Raw genomic sequence first — 16,521 nt, 5'->3', positions numbered from 1 at the left:
TATGATATCGGCCATGACTACTATTATCCGTCGTGAACTCTTGATTGCGTATCGCCGTCAAGCCGACATTCTGAACCCACTTTGGTTCTTTATTATTGTTATCACATTGTTTCCTCTGAGTATTGGCCCCGAGCCTAATTTGTTAGCACGTATTTCAGCAGGCATTGTTTGGGTTGCTGCATTGTTGTCTGCATTATTATCATTGGAGCGGCTGTTTCGTGACGACTTTCAGGATGGTGCATTAGAGCAAATGATGCTTATGCCTATTCCATTGCAACTTGTGGTGATTTCGAAAGTCATAGCACATTGGCTGTTAACAGGATTGCCTCTGATTTTGATAAGTCCTCTGTTGGCGGTTTTACTTTCTCTGGATTTCGATACTTGGCTGGCGGTTGTACTTACGTTATGTATCGGGACACCGGCGTTAAGTTTTATTGGTGCCATTGGGGTGGCACTGACGGTTGGGCTACAAAAGGGTGGGGTACTTTTAAGTTTACTCGTTCTTCCGCTCTATATCCCGATTCTGATTTTTGCAACGTCTGCCATTGATGCCGCAGCGCTTGGTGTAGCGTATAACGGCCAACTGGCGGTGCTAGGCGCGATGCTGATGGGGGCGATGACCCTCACACCATTTGCAATAAGTGCAGCGTTGCGAGTTAGTGTTAACTAACATTAACCAAATAGTCCTTTACTACGATTGGTATTAATAGGACTTAAATAATGATTAAAGCACAGCGATGGCTTCGGCCTCAGAGATTGTGCCCCTATAAAGCAAAAGTGAGATTGAAATATGTGGAAATGGCTACATCCTTATGCCAAGCCTGAAGCAGCGTACCGCCTTAGTGGTAAGTTTCTGCCTTGGTTTTCTGTATTGGCCCTCGTATTTTTAACGGCAGGTACCATTTGGGGGCTGGCATTTGCGCCTTCAGATTACCAACAGGGTGATAGTTTCCGAATCATTTATATCCATGTCCCGTCTGCAATGTGGTCTATGGGGGCTTACCTGTCGATGGCAATTGCTGCTTTCATCGGTTTGGTATGGCAAGTTCGACTTTCAGATATGGCGGCGTTAGCAATGGCCCCTATCGGAGCGGTATACACCTTTATCGCACTTGTGACCGGTGCTGTATGGGGTAAGCCGATGTGGGGGACTTGGTGGGTGTGGGATGCTCGCCTCACTTCTGAGCTCATTCTTCTCTTTTTATATCTGGGTGTTATTGCGCTTTATCATGCTTTTGACGACCAGAAGACCGCAGCAAAAGCAGCAGGTATTCTAGCGATCGTTGGTGTTGTGAACTTACCGATCATTCACTTTTCTGTGGAATGGTGGAATACGCTACACCAAGGCGCAACCATCACAAAATTCGAACAACCATCCATCTCAGCTGACATGCTCTGGCCGCTGCTGCTGAATATCTTTGGTTTTGCGTTCTTCTTTGGCGCTGTGACGATGGTGCGTTTCAGAAATGAAATCATCAGCAAAGAGAGTCACCGCCCTTGGGTACGTCAAATTGCAACAGAAAAAACTCAGTGAGGTAGTGAATTATGTATTTTGAATCTCTGAGCGACTTTTTTGCCATGGGTGGCTACGCATCATACGTATGGAGCTCATTTGGCATCACTTTTCTATCGATGCTGATTCTCTTAATCACCAGCCTTCGTCGCGGTGATGCATTATTGAATGAAGTGAAAGCAAAAATAGACCGTCAAGCTCGAATTGACGCAGCGAAGAATATGGAGAACACCTTATGAACCCGAGACGTAAAAAGAGGCTAGGTATTGTACTGGCTATCTTTGTCGGTATTAGTGCCACCATTGGTTTGATGCTTTACGCGCTCAACCAGAATATGGACCTTTTCTACACGCCTACGGAATTGGTCAATGGTAAGCCGGATGGTACTAAACCTGAAGTTGGTCAACGTCTACGTATCGGTGGCATGGTAGTAAACGGCTCAGTTCGTCGTGATCCTGACTCTTTGAAAGTCAGTTTTGACCTACACGATATCGGCCCGAAAGTGACCGTAGTTTATGAAGGTATTCTTCCGGATTTGTTCCGTGAGGGGCAGGGTATTGTTGCACAAGGTGTTTTGCGTGATGCGACCACTATTGAAGCATTTGAAGTACTAGCAAAACACGATGAAGATTACATGCCGCCAGAAATCGCCGCAGCGATGGAAAAGACGCATGAACCAATGAAGTACAGCTCTGAGCAGACACAAGGAAGCGGCCAATGATTGCAGAAATCGGTCACTTTGCCCTCATACTATCGCTTGCGATGGCAGTGCTGCTGAGCATACTGCCACTCTGGGGGGCATCAAATAACAACACCATGCTGATGAACACCGCTCGTCCTCTGTCGTGGTCGATGTTTCTCATGTTGTTGTTCTCGTTCATTATTTTATGTTGGGGCTTTTATACCAACGATTTTACCCTGCAATATGTGGCAAGTAACTCAAACAGCCAGCTACCTTGGTACTACCGATTAACCGCGGTGTGGGGTGCGCACGAAGGCTCACTACTTCTTTGGGTGTTGATTCAGGCGGCTTGGACAGTTGCTGTCGCGACATTCAGCCGCGGTATGCCACAAGAATCTGTCGCGCGCGTACTGGCAGTAATGGGGATGATTTCGGTCGGCTTCCTGATGTTTATTATTTTCACATCAAGCCCATTTCTGCGTACTTTGCCATTCTTCCCTATTGATGGTCGTGACTTGAACCCACTTCTACAAGACCCGGGGCTGATTGTTCACCCTCCGATGCTTTATATGGGGTATGTAGGTTTCTCGGTTGCGTTCTCATTTGCTATTGCTTCTTTGATGACGGGCCGTTTAGATACCGCCTGGGCTCGCTGGTCTCGTCCTTGGACAACAGCGGCGTGGGTATTTCTAACTCTAGGTATCGCGCTAGGTTCATGGTGGGCATATTACGAACTCGGCTGGGGTGGCTGGTGGTTCTGGGATCCAGTAGAGAACGCGTCCTTTATGCCTTGGTTGGCTGGTACCGCATTGATGCACTCTTTGGCCGTCACTGAAAAACGCGGCACCTTTAAAGCGTGGACAGTACTGCTTGCTATCTCTGCATTCTCATTGAGTCTGCTGGGGACGTTCCTGGTGCGTTCAGGTATTTTGGTTTCAGTGCACGCGTTTGCTTCTGATCCGGCCCGCGGCATGTTTATTCTTGCTTTCCTTGTATTTGTTATCGGCGGATCGCTGCTACTGTTCGCGGTAAAAGGCGCATCGGTTCGTGTCCGTGGTAACTTCGATTTGGTATCGCGAGAGAACGTTTTACTTGGCAACAACGTACTGTTGATCGCAGCACTGGTTGTTGTTTTAGTCGGTACATTGTTACCGCTGGTGCACAAGCAAATTGGTCTTGGCTCTGTCTCAATTGGCGCGCCATTCTTCGACATGCTGTTTGCATGGCTGATGATGCCATTTGCCTTCTTATTGGGTATTGGTCCGCTTATTCGCTGGAAACGAGATCAATTGTCATCAATCGTTAAGCCGATGATGATCTCTGGCGTGACCGCTCTGGTACTGGCAGCGGTTTGCGTATACCTATTCGCAGACTTCTTCCAAATTATGGCTTACATCGGTTGGGTAATGGCGATTTGGATCATCGTCATGCACGGCTTCGAGCTTCACGAGCGTGCGACTCACCGACATAGCTTCGTCGAAGGCGTAGGTAAGTTGCAGCGCAGTCACTGGGCAATGATGTTAGGTCACATTGGTTTGGCGGTAACCGTTATCGGTATCGCGATGGTGCAGAACTACAGCATTGAGCGTGATGTGCGTTTGGCTCCGGGAGAACACTTCCAAATCCAGGGTTATGACTTCTATTTCTCTGGCTTGCGAGACAAAGATGGCCCTAACTACGATGGTTATATCGCGGATTTTGAAGTTACGCATAACGGTAACTACGTCAATACGCTGCATGCAGAGAAGCGTTTCTACCGTACTGCTAAGTCTATGATGACAGAAGCAGCGATTGATCGTGGCGTAACGCGAGATCTTTACATTGCGATGGGTGAGCGTTTAGAAGACAACCGCTCATGGGCTGTACGTATTTACTACAAACCGTTCGTTCGTTGGATTTGGGCTGGTGCTTTGATCATGGCAATTGGTGGTGGTCTGGCTATTTCAGACAAGCGTTACCGCTTCCGTAAGTCATCTAAGAAGAGTGCTAAGGCAAAGGAGCAGGTCGCACAATATGAATAAGAAAGTCTTGTTTATCCCGTTAGTCGCTTTTATGGTCCTAGCGGGGATCTTTGCAACCCAGTTGATGCGTAACCAAGAGGGTGATGACCCGACAAAACTTGAGTCGGTATTGGTGGGTAAACCTGTACCAGCCTTTCACCTTGAAGATTTGGCAGAGCCGGGTAAAGAATACGATCAATCTATTTTCAAAGGCGAACCTTTACTGCTCAACGTTTGGGCTACCTGGTGTCCAACCTGTTATGCAGAGCATAAGTATCTGAATGAACTGGCTGGTAAAGGTGTCAAGATCATCGGTATGAACTACAAAGATGATCGCACTAAAGCAGTAGGTTGGTTGAATGATTTGGGTAATCCTTACCTGATCAGTTTGTTTGACGGCAGCGGTATGCTTGGTCTGGACTTAGGCGTTTACGGAGCACCGGAAACTTTCATTATCGATGCTAATGGTGTTGTTCGTTATCGCCATGTTGGGGATGTCAATCCACGCAATTGGGCTGATACATTAGAACCGCTTTACAATCAGTTGGTTGAGGAGGCGAAGCTATGAAAAAGGTGATTTTAGCCATATTTGCAGCATTGACGTTCTCGTTAGCGGCTCAAGCTGCCATTGAAGTGTACGAGTTTGACAACCTCAAACAAGAACAGCAGTTCAAAGAGTTAAGTCACACCCTGCGTTGCCCTAAATGTCAGAACAACACGATCTCTGATTCTAATGCCGAGCTTGCTCAAGACTTACGCCATAAAGTGTATGAAATGACCAAAGAAGGCAAGTCTAAGGAAGAGATCGTTGATTACATGGTGGCGCGTTACGGTAACTTTGTGACTTACAATCCGCCATTCACCATTGCGACGGCTATCTTATGGCTGGGGCCGCTTTCTGTTGTACTGGGTGGCTTTGCTTTGATCGTATTACGTAGTCGCAAAATAAAAGCAAAAGTCGTCGCAAATAGTGATGAAAAGTGGGACGAACAAAAAGAAGCTCGCCTCAAAGCACTGCTTGAAGAAGAGAACGACGGAGATAAGAAGTAATGACACTATTTTGGATATCTACTGTTGTTCTTACGCTGATCGCTTGTGCTCTAGTAGCCATGCCGTTACTAAAACAAAAAGCGAACAACGATGAAGTACTACGCGATGAACTTAATAAAGCGTTTTACAAAGATCGTTTATCAGAGCTTCAAGAAGAGACCGAAGAAGGTTTGGTTGAAAGCCAGGAAGACCTGATTTCGGATCTTAAACAATCATTGCTAGATGATATTCCAGGCGATAAAGGGCACAAAGAAACAAAAATTTCTCCTATCGCGGTATTGGTTCCTTCTGTGGTGCTGACTGTTGTCTTGAGTTACGGTTTGTATTACCAATTTGGCGCATCTCAAGAAGTGGTTAGGTGGCAAGAAGTGTCGGCAAACTTACCTGAGTTGTCGAAAAAGCTGATGTCGTCTTCATCTGAACCTCTAAGTGATCAAGAGATGGAAGATTTAACCTTAGCATTGCGTACTCGTCTGCATTATCAACCGGAAGATTCAACCGGTTGGTTGTTGCTGGGACGTATTGCTTTGGCGAATCGTGATGTGACCACTGCGATCGATTCCATGGAAAAGTCGTACAACCTTGAGCCTCAAGACCCGGATATTATGCTGGGGTATGCGCAAGCTCTGATGCTTTCTCAGGAAGAATTGGATCAGAATACCGCGCGCTCTCTTTTGGGCCAGCTGGTTCAGCAGGATAGAGTCGATCTGCGTGTCTTCTCGCTGCTTGCATTCGATGCGTTTGAACGTCAAGACTATCCAGCAGCGATCAAATACTGGGGCGTAATGCAACAGATGATCGGTCCTGAAGATAGCCGCTATGAGATGCTTTCTCGCAGTATTGATAGTGCGCGTAAACAAATGGGCGAAGCGGTTTCTCCGGATAAAAGCGTGGCGGTTACCATCAGTCTTGCTCCTGAAGCTCAGGTCGATCCTAACGGAGTACTTATCGTATCTGTCCACCGTGCTGATGGCTCTCCAATGCCAGTAGCTGCGGCTCGTTACCCGTTAGCATCATTCCCGCGAACAGTGGTACTGGATGATGGCAATGCCATGATGCAAGGTTCAAAGTTGTCTTCATTGGATAAGCTTTTGGTGCGTGTACGCGTTGATTCTGATGGTAACGTGGCAACCCGTGATCATGACTGGCACGGTGAGAGTGGTGTCGTAGAGTTCGGGCAACCTGTTGAAGTTATTATCAATAAGCAATTTTAAAAGTTGCGAGTCATATCCGTATAGTGGTATGGCTCTAAACTATCGAGTAGAATGACAAAGGCCAGCTTATGCTGGCCTTGTTTTTATACTTAAGTGACTTCTAAACTGTATCTGAGTCATGAATTTTATAGCAAGGTTGCTTAAGTATATTAATAGTCGTTATGGAACATAGAATGTATAACAAGGGTAAATCCATCTTCTTGATGCTGTTAGCAATTGGACTGGTTGGCTGTTCAAGTGCGCCTGAGGAGGCAGCAACAGAAGAAACAAATCAAACGACTTCTGATGCGTACGATCCGTTGGAAGGCTTTAACCGTGCCATGTGGGACATTAACTACGATTACTTGGATCCGTATTTAGTACGTCCGGTGTCATTAGCCTATGTGGAATACACGCCTACACCTATCCGTTATGGTATTGCTAACTTTCTGGCGAACTTAGACGAGCCAGCAAGTATGGTGAACAATCTGCTGATGGGTAATGGTGGTAAAGCCGTCGATCACTTTAATCGATTCTGGCTTAACTCCACGTTTGGTCTCCTTGGTCTGGTGGATGTCGCCACCGCCGCGGGAATTACCAAATACGATGAAAAAGTTTTCAGTGATGCCGTCGGTCACTACGGTGTAGGCAACGGACCTTACTTTATGGTTCCGGGATACGGCCCTTACACGCTGCGTGAAGTCACCGATACAGTAGACAGTATGTATGTCCCTCTGACCTACCTAAACTTCTGGGCAAGCCTTGGTAAATGGGCTTTCGAAGGCATGGAAAAACGTGCGTTGCTTGTTTCTCAGGAAGCGCAGCTGGACAACTCACCAGATCCTTATGTTTTGACTCGTGATATTTATATCCAGCGCCAAAACTTTAAAGCAGAAGTGGAGACTGTCAAAGAAGTCGACGCAGAAGAAGAAGCTTATCTGGACGAATATTTAGACGAGTTTTAAACCGCTTCAGTTAAAAAAACGTTATATGAAAAAGGCTTAGCAGTTGCTAAGCCTTTTTTCTTCAATGGTGTCTTCGATTAGAAACGGTAGTTCGCCTGAAGACCAATCAACCAAACGTTACCCGTTGTTTCACCTACAAACTGACCACCAACTTGCTCTGCTGTGTTGTCCGAATCATAACCGCGTGACTCTGTAATTGAGGCATCTTTCGCGATGATGTAAGTGAAACCTGCATCTAAGCTGAAATCTTTTGTCCAGTCGTATGTTGCGCCAATACTTAGCCAGGTACGATCGGTTTCTGGAATAGTGATAGTACGGTTTTTATCGCTAACGGCTGATGTGTCGTACGCAATACCTGTTCTTAACGCCAGTTGCGGCTGAAGCTGGTAGGTCGCACCTAACGCAAAACGGTAGTTATCTTCCCAGTTTTCAACTTTAACCATGTGCGTACCTGCGGTATCAAGGTGGGCTTCCAGTTTTTCGAATGAGCTCCAGTCAGTCCAGTTAAAACTCGCGTGCAGGGCAAGTTGTTCAGTAATCTGGTGGTAGCTTGCCAGCTCCGCAGTCGCTGGTAGCGTCAGGTACATGTAACCATTGTCGCGGGTTTGTGGCAGTTGGGTACCAAAGCCAAAACCAAGACCTTCAGCATGACCCTTCAACTTCAGTTCTACTTCTGATTTGTATGCGAAGCCGATGCGGTTATTGTCGTTGATCTGCCATGCCGTACCGACTTGCCAACCCCAAGCGGTATCATCACCTTCCATGTACTTCAGCGTAGTATCTTGAGGAAGACCCAATGCATTTGTGGCAGGTGTTGTTGCGCCAAAGCTACCTTCACCAAGGATATAGCGAACGCCCCCGCCGATACTTACAGCGTTGTTAATCTTGTAGGCTGCATTCAGGTTGACTTCCATTGTGGTCACGCTGGCTTCGTTGCCGAAGTGTGACGCCGCAAAACCAGTACCAAGATCCGTTTCCATACCGTAGTTGGTTCCCAACGCTAAGCCGACAACGAACTCGTCGTTGTACTGATGCGATAGGTAGAAGTTAGGGATGATTGCATCGTGAGCGAAGTCATCAGAAGACGCTGGAATGTTATTGCCGTAGAAATCGACGTCACCGTCTACATCAAGATTTGGATTCACATAGATAGCACCAACAGATACTTGTGTGCCTTCTAAGTAAGTGAGCATCGCCGGGTTTCGCCATTGTGCACTTGCATTATCTGCCATTGCTGCTTCACCTGCGTATGCGCGGCCTAAGCCTGTTGCAGAGAACTCCGCAAGTTGGAAACCGGCTGCATGAGTCGCGCTTGCTGTGCCCAGCAGACTTAGTGCTACTGTCATAGAAAGAAGGGTCTTGTTGGTTTTCATTTTGTGTTCGCTGAATTATTTTAAACGTGGGGTAAAATTTTAAAGATAGAGCTTTTACTTTAGAAATGAAAATCCAGAAAGGACACGTTTTTAGTATTAAATTCTGACCAATTATCTTATAGAAGACTAAAAGCCTAGCTGTAAAGGAGTTGTGAAAGATATTCAGCGAACAGTTGTGAGTCCTAATGGAGGTATTTAGATACACGTGTTCACTGAAATCGAGCGTAGAATAACTCGCAGATAAGAAAAAAGGCTGGAAATCCAGCCTTTTATATACAAAGTTTTTGCAATAGCGACTAATACGTCAATTAGAAGCTACGGCTGTACTGTAAGCCAACTAGAATCGCGTCTGCGTGAGTTGTTGCACTTACGCCAGTAGACAGCATGCCAGGGATAATAGTCGTGCTCTCGTTAACTTTAATGTCATCACCCATTAGGTATGTGAAACCAAAGTCGATGTTAGCTTTGCTGTCAAGATGGTAAGTGAAACCAGTTGAGAACCACTGACGGTCTGAATCTGGTACAGAAATAGACGTTACATTGTCTTGTGCACTAGTGTCGTACATGTAACCAGCGCGAAGCGTCCAGTCATTGTTTAGGAAGTAAGTACCACCAATCGCGTAGTGCCAGCCGTCTTGCCATTGATATTGTTTAGCGTAGCTGCCAGTTAGCATACCTTGATCTAGGTTTTCAAAATCAATCTGGTCAAAGTCTTTCCAGCCAATGTATTGTACGCTGTAGTGTACCGCGAACTTGGTGTCCTTGATTTTGTGGTAGCCAGAGAACTCAGCCATGTCTGGCAGAGGTAGCGTGATCTTTTGGCCTTCGTCGTCTTTTGCTTCAAATTCTGGGCTGTAGTGGTATGCAAAACCAAAACGGTTATTTTCGTCTAGCTCAAATACGGTACCTACGTTAAAACCTACGGCCCAACCGTCAGCAGAATCAACATCAAGAAGCGTTGCACCACCTAGAGCAGGGTTTACAGCAGCAAGAGCAGAGCTCGTTACGCGTTTCATTGTGCCTTTACCGTAAATCACATCAAGGCCAGCACCAAAGCTCCATTGGTCGTTCAGACGGTAAGAACCCGCCAGACCAAAGTTAGCGCTTTTCACGTCGGTCAGGCCGCCGTATTCAGCCGCTACGTAGCTGTCAGAGAATTCAGTCTTTGTACCGAAGTTAGAGTAGGCATTCACACCCCAGGCAAACTTGTCGTTTACCGGTACAATTAGGTGAATGTTTGGCGCAAGAGCAGTGTCACCTACATCGTCAACGTCTCCAACAGGGATGTTGTTGCCGTTAATGTTGTAAGTGGCATTTTTCACTTCAATAAGTGAAGTAATGGTTTCAAAACCAACAGACAGTTCCATTTTGTCAAACAGCGCCATTGCTGCTGGGTTACGCGCCATTACTGAAGCGTTGTCTGCGATAACTGCATCACCAGCAAAGGCACGGCCAAGGCCAGTCGCTGATTGGGCATTAATTTGGAAACCTGCTGCCATCGTTTGACCTGAGGCAAAAGCTACCGTTACTGCTAAGAGAGTCTTTTTGAACAGACGCTTATTATAAGTCATGTGTTTTTCCTTATTAGATTCGTCTCTTTGGACGATAATTCGAGCTTTTGCTCAGTGGCGCAGATAGTAGTCACAAGAATGTTATTAACAAATCCGACCATTGGATAAAATTTAGGAAAAATTATAAAAATGATGCTAAATGCAGGGAAATGACATCTAAATTGCAATATTTAGAGTTAATACTCTAATGGCGCTGCGACGGGTTGTAGGCGGTAAACGTTTGCGTCCTACAAATACACAACTGCCGCATAGAGGTCACACTAGGCGGCAGCTAATGGGTTTTACACTAATTATGTTTCAACTTATTACATAGGTTGGATTAGAGGGGTCAGTTTACTGGCGATCACATTGATATCCTCGCCTTGTTGACCGACCAAGATCATACTTGCGCTACCTATAGGTTGAACGACGCCACTCATGCCTTCTTTGTTGAAGTCGACAGCTTGCTCACTTGGGATTCTGGTAATGAACATGGTGACTTTGCCTTTTAAACCCTGAAAAACCATATGCACGGCATTAGACTCTCCGAATCCACAGTGATTTAAGTAATAGACGTGGTAAGGAAAGTTCTGGTTAAACTTAAAATTCAGCGGAGACATTTTGGCGTTGATGAATGTGCTTGGCACATCTTCGTCCAAGTGACGGACAAAAGGCTCTTCGTCTATTACATGTTTGATTGCTGTATCCGCCAATGTAGCATGTGCCGGTGAGACGAGAATATTGCTCCAGTTGACCTGACCAACTAACAAGCCAGCTGTAAATGCTAACGATGCAGCCAAAGCCATTGCCTTCTTAGCAAAAGTAGGGCGGACAACGTTTTGTTCAAGAGAGCTCGAACTTTGGCTGAACAAAATTTTGTCAGCAAGATCTTCAGGCACATCGACATTCATAGCCTGTTTGATTTTTTCATCGAGATCCAAAACGTCTTCAACAAACTTATGGTTAGCACTGTTGTCAGCCAAAGCTTGCAGTATCTCTTCATCCTTCTGTTTTGGATCCGACAAAATACGACGACGAAATTCTAAATCATCCATTTTTTTGTCCTCTCTTTGTATCTTGAGAATCCAACATCTCTTTAAGTTGATTACGAGCACGAAATAGTCGAGTCATCACAGTGTTTTTGTTCAGTTCCAGTATGTCGCCGATCTCTTCTCCACTGAAACCGCCTACGACTTGCAGAAATAAAGGTTCACGATATTCGACGTCTAATTTCATGATCTGTGCCTGAAGCCACTCTTGCTGGTGATGAGGGTCGTCGCTGACCTTTGCATCATTGCCATAGTCATCGATATCAACTAAATCAAATTGTTTGCGTTCGAACCGGCGTGCATTTTCTCGTCTTAATATGGTAATAAGCCAAGACTTTGCCGCTTTTTCGTCCAGCAAGCTATCTAGAGATTTCCATGCGCGAAGACAGGTTTCTTGCACCAAATCTTCGGCAACCGCTTTATCTTTACATAGCCAGTAAGCATAGCGATATAAATCACGATGATAGCCCCGAACGAGCGATTCATATTTTCTTTGTTTGTCCATATCAGAGTTGACCGGACTGTTGGAATTTTTCTTTCCAAACATTTTTAACATGGCTGCAAGAGCCCCCATTTGTTATTTAACCAGTACTGTGTGGTCATTCGGATAGACATACAGAGTTTAGCAGTATCAACTGTTTTGTCTCACAGTAGTCAGGTCCAGGTTTCATTATTACGACTCAGATAGAAAACCAGTAGCCATGCATTTATTTGGAAGATTGAAAAAATAGATCGCTTGATAAGCGCTAAATCAATATAAAATTGATCTATTTCAAAAACTCGATCAGTGAAGCGGTTATAGTTACTCCTGTCATCTCGTTAGTCCTTGTGACTAACATGTTGAGCAAGATGACACTTCCTTTTGAAGGCTGACTTTACTTTCTCCTAATCAGGAAACTGATTAATGTTCAATTGGCGTAAGTTAATTGTTTTTATAGATATTCCGACCACACAGTTCTGTGTGGTTTTTTTTTACCTAAATTTCGCTTTCTAACCCAGTTCTTATTCAACTATCTTCATTGTTCATAGTCGGTTAATCGCGCCGTCAGCATAATGTATTTCATATCAATCAAAGCCAAAAGCTAGTATTTATCTAGGCATCCGGTTTGTGATCAATCTTTATTACACTTGGCGAAAAGTTTACTTAAATCCAGATATTAGGTGACTTATAGCCATTGTAACGTTTTAAAATCGCTATTGGCGGTGCTTTAGAGTAATTGATCTACTTGCTTCACGTTTATCTAAACGCACCTTTGATAAATTTAACAAGTTGATTACAATGCATCAGGTCAGACCTCTTGTTAATTAAGGAGAAACAATGGGCAAGCAGGAAGTAAAGACGCGTCATGGTGAACGCGTTGCTATTGTCGCGGGGCTTCGAACTCCCTTTGCTCGTCAAAGCACGGAATTTAGCCAAGTGCCAGCAGTCGATTTAGGGAAGATGGTAGTAAGTGAAATGCTTGCTCGAACCGATCTTGATCCGAAATTAATAGAACAAGTGGTATTTGGACAGGTTGTACAAATGCCAGAGGCACCAAATATTGCACGTGAAATCGTATTGGGGACGGGAATGAACGTCCATACCGATGCTTACAGTGTGACTCGTGCATGTGCCACGAGTTTTCAAGCCGCCGTTAATGTTACAGAAAGCATCATGGCAGGCACGATTGATATCGGTATCGCGGGTGGCGCTGATTCCTCATCGGTACTACCGATTGGCGTATCCAAAAAGCTTGCAGCCAACCTGCTGGCTCTTAGCAAGACCAAAACGCTCGGCCAAAAGCTCAATGTGCTTAGAAACCTTAGCTTTAAAGATTTAATGCCAGTTCCTCCTGCGGTTGCTGAGTACTCGACGGGTTTGTCGATGGGGCAAACGGCAGAGCAGATGGCGAAAACACACGGTATTTCTCGTGCAGAGCAAGATGCTCTGGCACACCGTTCTCATACTCTGGCGTCGCAAGCGTGGAAAGAGGGCAAGATTCAAGGTGAAGTCATGACCGCTTTCCCTGAACCGTACAAAAAGTGGATTTCAGAAGACAATAATGTTCGTCATGACTCTACGTTAGAGGGATACGCAAAACTTCGCCCGGCATTTGACCGTCAATATGGCAGCGTAACCGCAGCAAATAGCACGCCTCTGACTGATGGTGGTGCTGCTGTGATGCTCATGCGCGAAGGTAAAGCGAAAGAGCTTGGTATGGAAATCCTTGGCTACATTCGCGGCTACGCTTTCTCTGCTATTGGCGTAGAGACCGACATGTTAATGGGCCCTTCTTACGCGACGGCGAAGGTATTGGAGAATACAGGGCTGGAATTGTCGGATCTGACTCTGATTGATATGCATGAAGCCTTTGCGGCTCAAGCGCTGGCTAACGTGAAAATGTTTGCCTCTGATAAGTTTGCTCAAGAAAACCTTGGCCGTTCAAAAGCCATTGGTGAAATCGACATGGATAAATTCAACGTACTTGGTGGTTCGATTGCTTATGGACATCCGTTTGCAGCAACGGGCGCACGCATGATGACGCAAACACTGCGCGAGCTAAAACGTCGAGGTGGTGGTATTGCATTGAACACCGCATGTGCGGCGGGTGGTCTTGGTGCGGCAATGATTCTGGAGGTTGAGTAATGAGCGAGCAAAAAGCATTTAGTCTAAAGATTGACGAGCAGAATATCGCCTGGTTGGCCATTGATGTGCCTAATGAAAAGATGAACACGCTACAGGCGGCTTTTGTTGAAGAAATGCAGGAAATCTTCGCGCAGCTAAAAGACTCAACTGGAGTCAAAGGGGTGATTATTCATTCCCTGAAGCCAGATAACTTTGTTGCGGGTGCCGATGTACGCATGCTTGACGCATGTACCACCGCAAGCGAAGCGGAAGCATTGGCAAAACAAGGACAAGAACTCTTCCAACAATTGTCTGACCTGCCTTATCCGGTCGTTGCTGCTATTCATGGCCCTTGTCTCGGAGGTGGCTTAGAGCTTGCTCTGGCGTGTGACTATCGCGTTTGTACGGAATCCGACATCACTCGTTTAGGTCTGCCAGAAGTACAGTTAGGCTTGCTACCAGGCTCTGGTGGTACACAGCGACTTCCTCGACTAATTGGTCTGCTACCTTCACTTGATTTAATCCTGACGGGTAAACAGCTCCGCGCTAAAAAAGCGAAAAAGCTTGGAGTAGTAGATGCCTGTGTACCAGAGACTATTTTGCTTGATGTCGCTAAGCAATTTATCGACAAAGGCAAAAGCAAAGGTAAGAAAAAGCAGTCGACCAAAGAAAAGCTGATGTCGGGCAGCGGGTTAGGGCGAAAGTTTGTATTTGAGCAAGCCGCGAAGAAAACCAACGAAAAAACCCGAGGCAATTATCCTGCTACAGTGGCGATTTTGGAAGTGATCCAGCATGGTTTGGAGAAAGGGTTCGTTAAAGGCCAGGAGCTTGAAGCGAAGCGCTTCGGCGAACTGGTTATGAGCTCAGAATCGAAAGCGCTGCGTTCCATCTTCTTTGCTACCACAGAGATGAAGAAAGAACACGGCACGGATGCTAAGCCTGCAGCCGTGAAAAAAGTCGGTGTACTTGGTGGTGGTTTGATGGGCGCTGGCATTAGTCATGTCTCCGTTGCGAAAGCTAAAGTGCCGGTTCGCATTAAAGATGTGAGCAATGACGGGGTCTTAAATGCGCTGAACTACAACTACAAGTTGTTCGACAAGCAACGTAAGCGTCGCATTCTCTCTAAAGCGGATCTCCAAGCAAAAATGATGCAGCTTTCGGGTGGCGTAGACTTCACCAGTTTCAACCAGATTGATGTAGTTATTGAGGCGGTGTTTGAAGACCTTGATTTGAAACAGCAAATGGTCGCGGATATTGAAGCAAACGCGAAGCCAGATACCATTTTTGCGACCAACACATCGTCACTGCCAATCCATAAAATTGCAGAAAAAGCTAAACGTCCAGAGAATATTGTCGGTCTGCACTATTTCAGTCCGGTAGAGAAAATGCCGCTGGTGGAGGTTATCCCGCATGAAACCACATCAGACGAAACCATTTCTACGGTTGTTGCGTTAGCCAAGAAACAGGGCAAAACGCCAATCGTAGTCAAGGACAAAGCTGGCTTCTACGTAAACCGCATTCTTGCACCTTACATGAACGAAGCTGCGCATATCTTGCTGGCAAACGAGCCGATAGAAAAGATAGATAACGCGTTACTGGATTTTGGCTTCCCGGTTGGGCCAATCACACTGCTTGATGAAGTAGGCGTGGATATTGGCGCTAAAATCATGCCGATTCTGGTCAATGAATTGGGCGAGCGTTTCAAAGGTCCGGATGTATTCGATACTTTGCTTAACGACGGTCGTAAAGGCCGTAAGAGTGGCAAAGGCTTTTACACCTACAAAGGTAAGAAGAAAGAAGTCGATAAGTCTGTCTATAAGCTATTGAAACTTGAGCCTGAGTCTAAGCTCAGCGACAACGATATTGCCCTGCGCTGTGTGCTGCCAATGTTGAATGAAGCGGTACGCTGTTTAGATGACGGTATTATTCGTTCGCCACGCGATGGTGATATTGGTGCGATTTTCGGTATTGGCTTCCCACCTTTCTTGGGTGGTCCTTTCCGTTATATGGATCAGTATGGCTTGAAAGAGCTGGTCGAGAAAATGAATGAATTTGCATCGAAATACGGTGACCGATTTGCACCTTGTGACGGCTTACTCACCCGAGCGGGTGAAGAACGTACGTTTTATTAATTCTCAGCGCTGAACAACGTTAAAAACAAAAAGGCTTGCATCTCGCAAGCCTTTCTTTATTGGGCAGAAGAGCTTATTTCTTCTTGTCTTTTTTATCTTTGTGACCCTGACCTGGGTTGTCATCACCGTGAACGCTCGCATTACCCTTCTTGTCTTTATCCCAATTTTTAGAAGTACAGTCATCTGACTTCACAGAGATATTGTCACCGCTCAAGCGAACACAGTCTTTGCTTAGCTCAAAGTCATCACCTTTCACTGTGATTTCTGCATGAGCTGATGCGAATGGAAGTAGAACTGCAGCAATTAATAGGAATTTTTTCATAGGTGCCTCATATGCAAGTTGTTGTAATTTGAGTATAAGCCAATTGGAGCATAAGCTAATTAGAGCATAAGCTGCAATTGCGTTATT

At 45.7% G+C, this 16,521-nt stretch carries 16 protein-coding genes; 11 read left to right on the top strand and 5 right to left on the bottom strand.

Annotation, left to right across the window (positions count from 1 at the left end; translation table 11 throughout):
* Position 1: 1 nt before the first annotated feature.
* The 9 genes from ccmB to DBX26_RS10320 all read left to right on the top strand — a co-directional run bounded on the left by ccmB (position 2) and on the right by DBX26_RS10320 (position 7,403).
* Positions 2-670, top strand: a complete 669-nt coding sequence (gene ccmB, locus DBX26_RS10360) for a heme exporter protein CcmB (RefSeq protein WP_014232642.1) — start codon at positions 2-4, stop codon at positions 668-670.
* 120 nt (positions 671-790) lie between these two features.
* A complete protein-coding gene (locus DBX26_RS10355) occupies positions 791-1,534 on the top strand; it encodes a heme ABC transporter permease (protein ID WP_014232641.1) in 744 nt (247 codons plus the stop codon).
* A gap of 11 nt (positions 1,535-1,545) precedes the next feature.
* Positions 1,546-1,752: a heme exporter protein CcmD gene (gene ccmD, locus DBX26_RS10350; RefSeq protein WP_014232640.1), complete on the top strand. Its 207-nt coding sequence runs from the start codon at positions 1,546-1,548 to the stop codon at positions 1,750-1,752.
* Positions 1,749-2,234, top strand: coding sequence for a cytochrome c maturation protein CcmE (ccmE, locus tag DBX26_RS10345; protein ID WP_014232639.1), 486 nt, complete (start codon positions 1,749-1,751; stop codon positions 2,232-2,234). The genes ccmD and ccmE overlap by 4 nt, the downstream gene beginning before the upstream one ends.
* Positions 2,231-4,216 carry a heme lyase CcmF/NrfE family subunit gene (locus DBX26_RS10340; RefSeq protein WP_065300036.1) on the top strand — a complete coding sequence of 662 codons (1,986 nt, stop codon included), beginning with the start codon at positions 2,231-2,233 and terminating at the stop codon, positions 4,214-4,216. Before ccmE ends, DBX26_RS10340 begins: the two co-directional genes overlap by 4 nt.
* A complete protein-coding gene (locus DBX26_RS10335) occupies positions 4,209-4,763 on the top strand; it encodes a DsbE family thiol:disulfide interchange protein (RefSeq protein WP_020334587.1) in 555 nt (184 codons plus the stop codon). Before DBX26_RS10340 ends, DBX26_RS10335 begins: the two co-directional genes overlap by 8 nt.
* Positions 4,760-5,245 (top strand): cytochrome c-type biogenesis protein, encoded by a 486-nt coding sequence (locus DBX26_RS10330; RefSeq protein ID WP_118119043.1) that lies wholly within the window; start codon positions 4,760-4,762, stop codon positions 5,243-5,245. The genes DBX26_RS10335 and DBX26_RS10330 overlap by 4 nt, the downstream gene beginning before the upstream one ends.
* A complete protein-coding gene (gene ccmI, locus DBX26_RS10325; protein WP_065302725.1) occupies positions 5,245-6,459 on the top strand; it encodes a c-type cytochrome biogenesis protein CcmI in 1,215 nt (404 codons plus the stop codon). The genes DBX26_RS10330 and ccmI overlap by 1 nt, the downstream gene beginning before the upstream one ends.
* A 173-nt stretch (positions 6,460-6,632) precedes the next feature.
* Positions 6,633-7,403, top strand: a complete 771-nt coding sequence (locus DBX26_RS10320; RefSeq protein ID WP_014232634.1) for a VacJ family lipoprotein — start codon at positions 6,633-6,635, stop codon at positions 7,401-7,403.
* Positions 7,404-7,480: 77 nt separating this feature from the next.
* On the opposite strand, the gene DBX26_RS10315 is transcribed toward DBX26_RS10320, so the two are convergent.
* The 4 genes from DBX26_RS10315 to DBX26_RS10300 all read right to left on the bottom strand — a co-directional run bounded on the left by DBX26_RS10315 (position 7,481) and on the right by DBX26_RS10300 (position 11,949).
* Positions 7,481-8,776 (bottom strand): outer membrane protein transport protein, encoded by a 1,296-nt coding sequence (locus DBX26_RS10315; protein WP_118119042.1) that lies wholly within the window; start codon positions 8,774-8,776, stop codon positions 7,481-7,483.
* Positions 8,777-9,084: 308 nt separating this feature from the next.
* Entirely contained in the window at positions 9,085-10,347 is a 1,263-nt protein-coding gene (locus DBX26_RS10310; protein WP_014232632.1) for an outer membrane protein transport protein, read from the bottom strand.
* A gap of 305 nt (positions 10,348-10,652) precedes the next feature.
* A complete protein-coding gene (locus DBX26_RS10305; protein WP_118119041.1) occupies positions 10,653-11,381 on the bottom strand; it encodes a DUF3379 domain-containing protein in 729 nt (242 codons plus the stop codon).
* Complete coding sequence (locus DBX26_RS10300; protein ID WP_020334581.1) at positions 11,374-11,949, bottom strand: sigma-70 family RNA polymerase sigma factor; 576 nt, start codon at positions 11,947-11,949, stop codon at positions 11,374-11,376. The genes DBX26_RS10305 and DBX26_RS10300 overlap by 8 nt, the downstream gene beginning before the upstream one ends.
* A gap of 744 nt (positions 11,950-12,693) precedes the next feature.
* On the opposite strand from DBX26_RS10300, the gene fadI reads away from it, so the two are divergent.
* Together fadI and fadJ are read left to right on the top strand one after the other, a co-directional pair.
* Entirely contained in the window at positions 12,694-14,001 is a 1,308-nt protein-coding gene (fadI, locus tag DBX26_RS10290) for an acetyl-CoA C-acyltransferase FadI (protein WP_014232629.1), read from the top strand.
* The gene (fadJ, locus tag DBX26_RS10285) at positions 14,001-16,112 is read left to right on the top strand and encodes a fatty acid oxidation complex subunit alpha FadJ (RefSeq protein ID WP_118119040.1); all 2,112 of its coding nucleotides are present in this window, start codon (positions 14,001-14,003) and stop codon (positions 16,110-16,112) included. Before fadI ends, fadJ begins: the two co-directional genes overlap by 1 nt.
* Positions 16,113-16,185: 73 nt before the next feature.
* Here fadJ and DBX26_RS10280 read toward each other — a convergent pair whose 3' ends face one another.
* Positions 16,186-16,434, bottom strand: a complete 249-nt coding sequence (locus DBX26_RS10280) for a hypothetical protein (protein WP_014232627.1) — start codon at positions 16,432-16,434, stop codon at positions 16,186-16,188.
* Between the last annotated feature and the right edge of the window lie 87 nt (positions 16,435-16,521).

Source organism: Vibrio sp. dhg, from assembly GCF_003443775.1.
Lineage (GTDB): Bacteria > Pseudomonadota > Gammaproteobacteria > Enterobacterales > Vibrionaceae > Vibrio > Vibrio natriegens.
This window is presented reverse-complemented; position numbering and strand designations above follow the sequence as displayed.